The organism is Microcoleus sp. PH2017_08_TRC_O_A, from assembly GCF_020738665.1.
GTDB lineage: Bacteria > Cyanobacteriota > Cyanobacteriia > Cyanobacteriales > Microcoleaceae > Microcoleus.
Window position 1 is genome coordinate 1 of record NZ_JAEQCE010000024.1, and the last position, 11,641, is coordinate 11,641.

Below are 11,641 nucleotides of genomic sequence, written 5' to 3' on the forward strand. Positions count from 1 at the left end.
GGTGTCATCACCCTCAAAACGTAGTTGTAACTGAGGCTGGCTATCTCTTCACCTTTAGGTACTGGTTGTCCTGTTATGTCCGGTGATTGGTGGATAGCAGCAGGTGTAATGTCTCCAGTAGACTTGCCAACTCATCAGCGGCAATTAAGGCGACGTTTTCGCCGTCTTTGCGGGTGATGATGATGGTATCGCGATCGCTGATGACTTGTTCGCAAAGTTCATCTAGATTGGCCAGAGCTTCAGTATAAGTTACTTGGGTTTGTCTGAGTGACATGGTTTTTGGCTTCCCAATACTAAGGATATTATAAGGGCGATCGGGCTTTTTGTTCTATTTGCGATTCAAGATTGAAGTCAGATCGATCGAAGATGCAGCGATCTAAATCGGTCGCACCGATTGTTTTGTGAAAATTCCCAAATTGCATTTGTAGAGAGGCGATCGATCGCCTCTCTACAAGATGCGATCGTTACTGAGAGTTTTTGTTCAGAACAATAACAATGACAACTTTCTGGGAGTCTGGTTTTTTAACTTCCCTTCTGCGTTCACTCCGGATCTGAGTTCGCGATGGGGGAGAATCATAGTAATTTTTTTCCTCGCCCCAAGGAAGACTAAGTTGCACGGCGACTGGTTGATATTGAGAGACTTTGCATCCTTTGGAATTAGCCATCTTTTTTCTGTGTCAAGTAGTGATTTGGATTGAGGAAAAGTTAGTTGGCCAACTGCGCTTCCCATATTTCTACAATGATTGATTTGTCATGGTTTCACTAGATCAGCTTCCGATCGTGGATATTTCGATCTAAAATCGATCTTGACAATTGCTTAATTCAGGTGTAATGGTGGCAAATCTCAAGACTTCTGAGCAGGGAATAGCAAAAAATAAGCAGGCAAGAAATGAAAAGGGGTGGAGAGTAGATGACCCCAGATGGCTTGTGGAAGCTAGTAAAATTTTGGAACCAAAGAAAATTTGGCAAGAAGGAGGCCCTTATGCTGACGGTTGCTCCGAAGGAAATTGGAAACGTTTTCTGTACGGAACAGGAGCCGTTAACACTGAAGTTTTCAAAGCTTTGTGTAGAGTTTTAGGGGTATCTTGGGAAGAGATTGTCGATCGGGCTGTTGTCGCTCAAGATTTTGCTGTTGAGCAGAGTCCTGACAAGTCGCAGGAGGTTGGTCGCCGGACGCTGTTGGTGGAACAAATAGACTTATTAAATCGAGAGTCTAGCGTTCGCTGCGCGGGGCTTTGGCAAGTCATAAGAGTTAACGATAAGGAAGCTGATGAACTTGCTAATGACCAGTCCCTTGGAGCCCCCCCAGCCAATCTCCAGCTCGATCCTGGTAGGCTGATTCTTTTAATTGGGGAAATGGGTGCGGGGAAATCACTGATGGCAGAGCGCCTCTTTCAAAGAGCAATTCAACAGTTAAGAGAGGATATTAATGCTCCCATACCTATCTACATAGAAGCATGGCAGTTGCAGGCTCAAAAACTACATGAAAAAGTTATAGAAGCATCTACCAGTAGTATGGGCAATCCACAAACTCAAGGCGCTGTAGTGATTATTGATAGAACAGATGAAGTTGAAAGAAGCCTTGCTTCCAGGATCTTGAGAGAAGCTAGAATTATTGTCAAAGGATGCCAGAAAACTACAATAATTATTACTAGCAGACCCATCCCAGACTTTGCAGAAGCAGAAGAATCAGTTATTGTACCACCGCTTTCTAATGAACAAGCATATACTTTAATTAATCGGCTTGCAGGAAAAACTGTCACTTCCATTGTTCAAAATTCAGCAGAATCAGTCCTAAATGCTATCAATAGACCTCTTTTTGCTGTGTTGATAGGTATTTATCTGCGAAATCAAAATGGCAGACTACCACGTTCAAAAGAACATTTATTATCCAGTCTTGTAGAACACTCTCTGCGTTTGGTAAAACTACCAGAGAAAAGGATTGTGCAAATGCTGCAACAGCTTGCAATCTTTTCTGTAGATGGTGGCGGTGCCCCTGTTCCTGCTAACAAAGTGGCATCGTGGTTTGAGCGACAAGAACTTTTAAATTCTGTGCTGGTCATTGAGCATTCTGAACACTTGAGATTTTCACTCCCAATTCTGACCCAATGGTTTGCAAAAGAGAGTTTAGCGATTGGCAAGCCTGACCCTAACGAACTAGCAAGCGAGATAGAGCGAATCGAGCGTTGGCGATACCCTTTGATTCTTGCTACTGCTACCCTCGACAGTGAACAAGTATCAAGATTTTTGGAGGTGATTGCTGAAAGATATCCTGCAATAGCTGCTGAAATTGTCAATGAAGCACTGGTAGATGGGAACATCACAAATGAAACTTCACTGCCGCAATCGCTTGAACTTGGGCGACAGGTACGAACAGCTATGCAAGCTTGGATAAATGGTATTGCATCAATCGCTCAATTGATTGCAGGAGTCCGAGAAGATGGTACACTTCGACCAATAGGTGTTCGTGTAAGTAAGAAGCGCTTAGATATCGATCTACCAATTGATTTTGATATATTTGAGAGCAAGATTGAAATTGCTAGATATATTGGGAATGATTTTCGCGCTGATGTCTTTAAGTTGAATTTAGACTTTACAAATCCAGAAGATTTCCTTAAAAATGGTTTTGACTGGTATCGAAGCCCTACGCTTCAGCAGCAGTCGTGTTGGCATTGGAAATGGACACAGCAAACACTTGTTGAGTCACTTTCTGTTTTATTACGAGAATTCAGATTGCCGATCGATCGAGGTATTCTTGTATATGAAGGGGCGTGGGTAGCAGCATTGTTGATTACTAAAAGATACTCAAATTGTTCTTTACATTATTCTCCGATTCCATTAGCAGAGATCGAACAATGCTTAGATAAGTTCGATCGTGTATTTAGAGATGAGATACTGGGAATAGGGATAGATAAACACCATTTCGATCTACTTGTAATGGAGATAGATTGTCTTCATATAAAAGGAAAAGAAGAGTTACGTTCTCCGTGGTTTAGTATAACAGAATTATCTCATGAGCAAATACTTGCACAGGCGATAGAGATTTACACTCAGTCCATTGAGACATATCAAAAAATAGTCAAACAGTGGTTTCCAAAATTTTCTGATAGCTTGCAAACAATGGCATTACTACCAGCTCAAATCGCAGGTGTAGTTATCCCACCATCTCTAAATAGAAGTCAAGCAAGTGTTAGTTGGTATTGGAAGCCTCTACCCGCTGGTAGCTTAAGTACAGTTGACTTTGTTCTCAGCGATCGCTCTATATCTGAAGAAGAAAATTGTTTGAGTTTAGCCTTCAAACAACTATATTACCAGCGTCCCCAAGTTTTAGAGCGGTCTGGAAAAAGAATGACTGTGCATACAATAGACCCTACAATATCCTGCCTAAGACCTGTGACTGAGCTAGTTTACAATTGGCTGTGGAATGACCTTAAGCGAATCTTTTGGGTGAAAGGAGAACTAAAATCCTCGAATTTTTGACAACAAATATGAACTTTATCGCACTCTCACTTAAACCTTAACCGCTTCTTGCGATTGAACTTCCATCGCCTGCAAAGCTTTCGATGCCACCTCAACTACCCTTGTCCACTCAGAAGATTTAATATACTCCTCATCCGAAGCTTCTGTCCCCAACACCTCAAATACTAAATCTATAGCCTGACAAACAGCTTCCATCAAACGAGCTTCTTTTTCATCTTCAATAATTACTCCGATCGCCGCATCAGGGTTTTCTGCCAACACTGTATCATCGTAAAGAAAATGAACCGCCTCATCAAAACTATCGTACTCAATTCCTGGCGGACAATCGTTCTCTAGCCAAACTTTATGTTGATATTCTCTATCTGCCAAACTGCGGAGAGTTTCTAATAACTCCTCTCTCATTTTTGGATACTTTACCATACAACTTTCTCCTTTACTAAGGTTCGTACCAAGTTTGCCATTGCAACCATTCATCTAAAGGGATGTGAGCTTCTGTTGGATTATTTTTGATGCTACCTGCGATGGGTTGACCATTTTTACCGATAACTTGACCGTCTTTTCTAAGAATAACGTGGTCTATCTGCTGAGAAGGAAAACTGCTATCTGCATCTCCTTTGTCAATCCTCACGCCATTTCCCTGATTTGCTGGATCTCGCCACCGCCAACCCGGTTTCTTTTTGTTTGGTTGTGCATCGCCCCAGGATTCGGGTATTTTCTGGCGGGCTGCTTCTGGGACTGTCCAATCTTGACTTGAAATCACCTCGCACCTGGTTTATGCTTAATCTTGTTCCTATACAGCAATTTTAGCACAGAGGATCTATCGACCTCCAATCATTTACAACAAAAAATATGAGCATTAACGATAAACTTAAGAACATATTGATAGAATTACGATCGCACTTCGAGCAACTTTACGACAGTCGCCTTGTCAAAATGGTGCTCTACGGTTCCCAAGCGCGAGGTGACGCACATCCAGACTCTGATATAGATGTGTTAGTAGTTCTCAAAGCCCCAGTTCAAGCGGGGGTCGAAATTGATAGAACTCTTCAGATTGTAGCAGATTTGTCGCTCCAAAATGATGAAGTGATTAGCTGCCAGTTTATGAATGAAGAACGGTTTACTAATTATCAAGACCCTTTGCTGAGAAATATCCGTAAAGAGGGAATAGCTTTATGAAACCTGAACAATTAGAATACCTAGATACCCGACTTCTTGAAAAAGTCGGGTATCTAAAAATAGCACTTACGCGCGGGGGCCAGAAACCGGGTTTTTTTAGGAAAATATTTCGTTCCAACCCACAGATTAAGTAAAAAACCCGGTTTCTTTGCGTGGAGTGCGTCCAGGAGTGTAAAAAAAGAACACCGCCCCTACAAATTAATGACCGCCCGCCGCCCCAGCCGCCCGTTTGAAAGCCTCATCCAACACTTCCGAAAGCGTCGGGTGCGTGTGAACTCGGAATGCTAAAGTGTTCACAGAATCCCGCTGGGCGATCGCATTTGCCGCCTCCTGAATCAAATCCGAAGCGTGCAAACCGAAAATGTGAACTCCCAACAATTCCCCAGTATCTTTCCGGTAAATCACCTTAGCCATACCGTCGGTTTCACCCTCCGCAATAGCCTTAGAATTTCCCTTAAAATAACTCTTGACAGAAGCGACCTCAAACCCTTCGGTTTTTCCTAACTCCTTCGCCGCAGGTTCATTCATTCCCACATAGCTAATTTCTGGGTGAGTAAAAGCCGCCGCTGGGATACTCAAATAGTCAACTTCGCGAGTGCGGCCGCAAATATTTTCGACGGCGGCAATTCCTTGAGCAGATGCAGCGTGGGCTAACATCATTTTGCCGTTAACATCGCCGATCGCCCACAAATTCGCGATCGGTTCTCCTGCTACCAAAACCTGCATCTTATCGTTAACTGGAATATAGCCGCGCATCGTTTCGACGCCAACTGTTTCTAACCCCAAATTCTTGCTGACGGGAACTCGACCAGTTGCTACCAAACAAGCGTCAACTTCCAAAATTTCCACAACTTCTTTAGTTTTGAAATCAGCTAATTCAATAATTACGGGCGAACCAGGAATAATTTTCTTAGCCAACAAACCAACTTTTGTTTCAATATCGCGCGGTGCAATCAAAACTCGTTCTGCTAATTTAGCAATATCCGGGTCAAAAGTTGGCATCAATTGATCTAGAGCTTCAATCATCGTAATTTCGCAGCCGAGGGCTGTGTAAATATCCGAAAACTCCAAACCAATATAACCGCTGCCAATAATTGCGATCCACTTCGGTAGAGATTCCAATCTGACAGCATCATCGCTAGTAAATACAGTTTTGCCGTCAATTTCTATCCCCGGAGGGACGAAGGGAATTGAACCGGGGGCGAGAATAATATCCTTGGCGGTAATAGTTTTCTCGCCTTTATCGGTTTCGATCGCAATTTTTTGAGCAGCGGCAATTTTGCCCCAACCTTGGATGACATCGACGTTCAAACGTTTGAGGCTGTTTGTCAAGTCGCCGCGCAGTTTGCTAACAATAGTATTAGCGTGATTGGCGATCGCCCCTCGATCGAAATCCACACTTCCCAACTGAATTCCCAAAGTCTTGAGATGGTGGGCATTCCGCATATCCCGCACCCGCCCGGAAGCCGCCAGCAGCGCCTTGGAGGGAATGCAGCCGCGGTTGACGCAAGTCCCGCCCATGTCGCCTGCTTCGATAATTGCCACTTTCAGCCCGCAGCTAACCGCGTGTATGGCGGCCCCGTGCCCGCCCACGCCGGCGCCGATAATTGCTAAATCGTAATCAAATCCTTGAGTCACCTTAAAATCTCCTAATGCCTTTGAAATCTTAGGACTCAAGCAAAAAACACCGTCTGTCCGTCCTTTCGAGGTGGTGCGTTGCGATCGCAACCTTTGAACAGCGGTAATAGTTGCATAAGTCCTGTGTCCTTATTCTCGACTAGACTAGGGTTAATTAGACAGTAACTGAGATTTTTTTAGGGTCGATTATGTTGAGCTGGCTGTGCGCCAAGTCTCAAATCACCCTGTCGGCGGGTGTAAAGTTAAGTACAGATTGATGGCTGACAATGCGTAAGCCGTGTCAACTGAAAGTCAAATGCAGTGTCGGTCTACTGTTTGACGATAGGGCCCAGATCCCCCCTAGCCCCCCTTAAGAAGGGGGGAACAAGAGGCGATCAAAGTTCCCCTTGTCAAGCCCTTCTTAAGGGGCGGACAGGATTCTTCTCAAAGTCCCCCTTCTTAAGGGGGATTTAGGGGGATCTCGCAAGAGGATAAAAGCGAAATTTCTCAAGGATTTTAGTTGATTGAGGTTTTGATGTCTAATATCTGCACGTGCCGGTGGGCAGAGTTTCTAGGCAAGTTTTGAAGTCTATGGAGTGGCTTATGATGGATGAGGATGATTTGAAAGATTCACGCCGGGCCTCGGCTCAAGCTTTTTTTCAGTCCCTGGATGAATTGTTTGATTATATAGAAGCTTCCAACCCAGAAGCAGCACAGCCTCAGTCTCCGTCGCCTCAAGCTAAGCCTGCGAGTGAGTCTGTGAGTCCGCCGAAGAAGGCTAAAGCTAAGAAAATTAATTTGTCGGATTTTGAAGATGCGATCGCAGATTTGGAACAGTTTATCCAGAATAAGCGCCAGAAACGCCCGGAATCTAATCAATAGTTCGACACATTTTTTAAGTAATTATGTCCGGCCAATGACGGATGATATAAGCTGGCGGACGATCGCCCTGGCTGGATTTTGCCTGAGAGTGCGATCGGGCCAGCGGTTATACCGTGGTTAGTCTTGGTCTATGGATAGGCGATTTAGGCGATCGGTGTTTTGTCGATCGAGCTTGACGAGCACAAACAGGATCTTGAGTGTTAACTCGCTGGCGGTGTTAATTGTTCCTTCTGGAACTTTGCCAGCCACAAAGGAACCGATACCTACAAGATAGAGCAAAACACTGGTGATGATGAATCCACGGATTGCCAGAGAATAGGAATGAGCTTGATGCAAAAGTTCTTGTTGAGGAGTGCGATCGATTGTGCTATAATTATCACAGGACAATAGTTGGTTAATATTTAAATGATTATTAGACATTTATCTTGCTGGAAATCTACAAGCATATTGCAGATTAACGATCGAATAAATATTATTTGCTGATAATAATTATGGGGCGATCGCTTAGAGTTTCTCCAGGGTGCATTGAACAAGTCCAATCGGCTGTAGTGATGAGGGGCTTTGCGAGTAAGGTGGATTTGGCTGAAACATTGAGATTATCCCGATCTACTGTCACGAAATTTCTGGCGGGACAACCTGTTGATTATCGAAATTTTGTTGAAATTAGCGAGAAATTGGGGTTTAAGTGGAACACCATTGCCACTCTAGAAATAACAAATCCTCAGTCACCTCAGCCTAATTCACAACAAATCTTTGAGGAAACTTCTTCGTTTATAACTGGGAATCCCATCACCCATCCGCGCTGCTTCTTTGGACGCGAGAAAGAACTCAAACGCCTATTCAATTTGCTCAAACGCCTTCCATTGCAAAATGCGGCCATTATCGGCAAAAAGCGCAGCGGTAAAACTTCTCTACTGCAATACTTAAAAAACATTACCACCACATCAATAGAACAGTTACGTCCCAATCAAAAATCTGACTGGTTGCCCAATCCAGAAAACTATCGCTGGATATTCGTAGATTTTCAAGATTCGCGACTTCAGAATCGGGAAGGGCTGCTGCGATATATTTTAGAATCCCTGAAAATGGCAGTGCCTAATCCTTGCGACTTGGATAGATTTATGGATGTAGTTAGCCGTAATTTACATCAGCCGACAGTCATCTTACTAGACGAAATTGGTGTCGGTTTACAACGCTGTCCGGAATTAGATGATGGATTTTGGGAAAGTTTGCGTTCTTTAGCAACCAACCAAACAAATGGGAATCTAGGGTTTGTTTTAGCTGCTCCTGAATCACCGATTGAATTAGCGACTAGCACCGGACATAGTTCGCCTTTTTTCAATATTTTTGGATATACTACAACTCTGGGAGCTATGACTGAAGAAGAAGCACGGGAGTTGATAGCCAGTTCGCCCATTCCTTTTCCCGATGAGGATGTCGAGTGGATTTTGAATCAAAGTGAATGCTGGCCTCTGCTGATGCAAATCCTGTGTAGAGAACGATTATTTAGTCTGGAAGATGGGGAAACAGGGGATAATTGGCATGAAGAAGGTTTGCAACAGATAAAGCTATTCGCTCATTTTAAAAAGTAAATGCCGTGAGAACTAATTTGCCTCTAAAGCTGAATCATTTACTCACCTTTTGCTACTAGATGGTGCTAGAAATAAGCTAAGCTATCGCGCAGTTAAGTTGGATAATTTTGAGGCTGAAACCGCCTCTTGCCTCTAGGGGGCTGGCAATCGGTCTTGCGGAGCCAATTTATGCAATAATTTCATTGTTAACAATAAGTCAGTCACAAGTCAGTCACAAGTCAGTCACAAGTCAGTCACAAGTCAACTTCATAAACTTTTAAGTCAGTCACGTCTAAATGTATAATACAAATATGTATTAACGAAAACAGACTGTATTCGTTTAAAGCGGTGTAATCGTGTAAAACAAAAAAGCCAAGTAAGTTGTCACCTTACTTAGCTGGTCTTGATTACAAAAAGTAGTTCAACGATTCACACTGTTGCTATTCATGCTTGTCGTCATCCTTGCCCTTGCTCCTATCCTCCATAGGCATGAGTAATTGGATGATAACGGGAAACACGACTGGATCATTAAAAGGTACGTCATTCAAGATGGCGCAAATCACCACTGCAACAATTAACAGTGGTCGATAAAAATTAGCCATTTAGCTCTCCAATTGTTCAAAAGTTTAATCAAAGCTTCTGAACGGTAGCTTAACGGTAATGTTCAGGGGGAGCGTGGGTGTCCAGAGTCTAAAGGTACTGGGCACTCTATTCTCTTTTTCCCTAACGCAAATCTAACACAGCAATTTTAGCGAGCTGCATTAATTTATTGCCAGCTCATATTTTAATGTTTTATGTATTTGCACTCATTTGTGCATTTTTACTTATATTTTTTGGATATACTAGCTATCGGCGATCGTCCGATCGGCTAACAAAGATTAAACAGGATGTACAAAGGCTAGAAATCTGTGCAGACGTAACAGCCATAAGTAACGCTCACCGCAGTATATCGATCGGCGAACTAAACAGTCAAGTCAGCACCATACTCAGTAGCTTCAGTTATATCAGCCAAGACGTAGATGCAGCCCTCAACCAGAAAAGTCCTTACAACCAGCGTTTAGCTCTCAGTTCGGTAGCAGAAAAATTAAACAATTTAATACGAGAATTCACCCGCAGCAGCGATAAATATTCTGTTCGTTTTCGCCCCATTGCTACCAATTGGTCGGAAATAGTCACCAACCATATACGAGAACTAGCAGAAGCAGTCGAACTTCGCCAAGAAATTGACAGCCCTTATATCATCGGCGTACCCCTGACAGAACAGCAGGAAATCTTCACCGGGCGTACTGATATCGGCACGCGCATCGAGCAATTACTCCTAGACCGCCGCCGCCCACCCTTGCTACTGTACGGTCAACGGCGCATGGGCAAAACTTCCCTACTCAACAACCTTGGACGCTTGCTACCGAGCAATATTATTCCCATGTTTGTAGACTTGCAAAGCCCAGTTTCATCAGCAAGTGATTCTGCTGGGTTTCTCTACAATATCGCTAGGAGTATGACAAACTCAGCGAAGCGCCAAAGCGCGTTAACTCTCCCATCTCTCGATCGCGAAACACTGCAAGATGACCCTTTCACCCGCTTTGATGAATGGCTGGACAAAGTAGAAGCAGCCCTAGCACAAAATATTGCCCTGCTTGCCTTAGATGAATTCGAGGCGCTAGATGATGCCATCAGAAAAGGACGTTTCGACGAGCAAGATGTTTTGGGAATGTTGCGTCACCTAATTCAACATCGTCCCCGCTTCAAAGTAATGCTAGCTGGTAGTCATACCATAGAAGAATTTCAGCGTTGGGCAAGCTATTTAATCAATGTCCAAGTCGTTCATATCAGCTACCTAAAAGAACCAGAAGCGCGTCAACTAATTGAGCAACCCGTCCAAGATTTTACCCTGCGTTACGAACCGAATGCGGTCGATCGAGTTTTGCAACTCACCCGCTGTCACCCTTTCCTAATACAACTCCTCTGCGCTGAAATTGTCGCTCTCAAAAACGAGCAAATTCCCTCTATCCGCCGACTGGCAACTTTAGCGGATGTGGAAGCAGCAATCCCAGAGGCTTTAAGTGTTGGCAGTTTCTTCTTTGCAGATATTCAAAGCAATCAAGTAGATGCGGCAGGATTAGCTATTTTGCAGTTTTTGGCTGCACAAGGGGAAGGGGGAATCGTTAGTCGGGAAACTATTTTACAAGAGTTTCCTGATGATTTTGATGCTGTCGGTTTGCTTAGGCAACGGGAGTTGATTGAGGAAGTTGGTGATGGTTATTGTTTTCAGGTTGAGTTGATGCGGCGCTGGTTTGCACGGGGTGTTAGATAGTACGCGATTTTAGGGATTAGTAACCTATTTCGGTCATTGCGAGGAATGTTAGTTTTCGCCAATCGTTCCTCTCTTCGGACAACCTCTAACCCAAGCGTATTGTTTTTATATCATTTCCGGTTGCATCGGAATTATGTAGTGCGAGCGTCTCGCTCGCGGCCTGAATCGTGAGCGAGACGCTCGCACGCTCAACGATTCAAATATATATAGCCTTTCTCAAAAAGATGAGGTATAACTGACAGCTTATATCACCACTTAAGCCAAGAAGGGCTGAAGCCCAACAACGTACCTCATCTTTTAATAGCAATTTTTAAAAGTATTGCTACCAAACAATTTTTGGGTTTGTTGGCTCAAATATTGTCGCGGGTGTGCGTAGCTGTGAGATTTTCGATATTTTTTGGATACGATCTTTACTTTGACGCACCCTACAAATAATTTGTTCCTCGCAATGATAAAAAACTTTAATCCAACGGTATTCACCTTCAGAGTCCAGAGAGAACACCGCTGCCGTCTAACTACACCTTCACATATTTTGATAATTATTATACGTAAATTCACGTATCTTGACAATTATTTAAACTCTCCCCTACGTATGTGGAAA

10 protein-coding genes are annotated in these 11,641 nt (G+C 43.5%); 5 read left to right on the forward strand and 5 right to left on the reverse strand.

Going from position 1 to position 11,641, the window contains the following annotated elements; translation table 11 throughout:
- Positions 1-73 precede the first annotated feature (73 nt).
- Positions 74-274: a type II toxin-antitoxin system Phd/YefM family antitoxin gene (locus tag JGK22_RS10480; protein ID WP_293312826.1), complete on the reverse strand. Its 201-nt coding sequence runs from the start codon at positions 272-274 to the stop codon at positions 74-76.
- Positions 275-831: 557 nt separating this feature from the next.
- Between JGK22_RS10480 and JGK22_RS10485 the strand changes: the two genes are divergently transcribed.
- Positions 832-3,480: a hypothetical protein gene (locus JGK22_RS10485; RefSeq protein ID WP_293204707.1), complete on the forward strand. Its 2,649-nt coding sequence runs from the start codon at positions 832-834 to the stop codon at positions 3,478-3,480.
- A gap of 30 nt (positions 3,481-3,510) precedes the next feature.
- Here the strand turns inward: JGK22_RS10485 and JGK22_RS10490 are convergent, their stop codons facing one another.
- The gene (locus JGK22_RS10490) at positions 3,511-3,900 is read right to left on the reverse strand and encodes a hypothetical protein (protein WP_293204708.1); all 390 of its coding nucleotides are present in this window, start codon (positions 3,898-3,900) and stop codon (positions 3,511-3,513) included.
- A gap of 16 nt (positions 3,901-3,916) precedes the next feature.
- Positions 3,917-4,240, reverse strand: coding sequence for a hypothetical protein (locus JGK22_RS10495; protein WP_293204710.1), 324 nt, complete (start codon positions 4,238-4,240; stop codon positions 3,917-3,919).
- 89 nt (positions 4,241-4,329) lie between these two features.
- Here JGK22_RS10495 and JGK22_RS10500 point away from each other — a divergent pair, with 89 nt between their 5' ends.
- Positions 4,330-4,656, forward strand: coding sequence for a nucleotidyltransferase domain-containing protein (locus JGK22_RS10500; RefSeq protein ID WP_293204712.1), 327 nt, complete (start codon positions 4,330-4,332; stop codon positions 4,654-4,656).
- Positions 4,657-4,854: 198 nt separating this feature from the next.
- Here JGK22_RS10500 and lpdA read toward each other — a convergent pair whose 3' ends face one another.
- Positions 4,855-6,294 (reverse strand): dihydrolipoyl dehydrogenase, encoded by a 1,440-nt coding sequence (lpdA, locus tag JGK22_RS10505; protein WP_293204714.1) that lies wholly within the window; start codon positions 6,292-6,294, stop codon positions 4,855-4,857.
- 570 nt (positions 6,295-6,864) lie between these two features.
- On the opposite strand from lpdA, the gene JGK22_RS10510 reads away from it, so the two are divergent.
- Entirely contained in the window at positions 6,865-7,155 is a 291-nt protein-coding gene (locus JGK22_RS10510; RefSeq protein WP_293204716.1) for a hypothetical protein, read from the forward strand.
- 117 nt (positions 7,156-7,272) lie between these two features.
- Here JGK22_RS10510 and JGK22_RS10515 read toward each other — a convergent pair whose 3' ends face one another.
- A complete protein-coding gene (locus JGK22_RS10515) occupies positions 7,273-7,575 on the reverse strand; it encodes a hypothetical protein (protein WP_293174246.1) in 303 nt (100 codons plus the stop codon).
- Positions 7,576-7,631: 56 nt separating this feature from the next.
- Here JGK22_RS10515 and JGK22_RS10520 point away from each other — a divergent pair, with 56 nt between their 5' ends.
- Positions 7,632-8,747, forward strand: coding sequence for an ATP-binding protein (locus JGK22_RS10520; RefSeq protein ID WP_293174244.1), 1,116 nt, complete (start codon positions 7,632-7,634; stop codon positions 8,745-8,747).
- 766 nt (positions 8,748-9,513) lie between these two features.
- Entirely contained in the window at positions 9,514-11,040 is a 1,527-nt protein-coding gene (locus JGK22_RS10525) for an AAA family ATPase (RefSeq protein ID WP_293241336.1), read from the forward strand.
- Positions 11,041-11,641 lie beyond the last annotated feature (601 nt).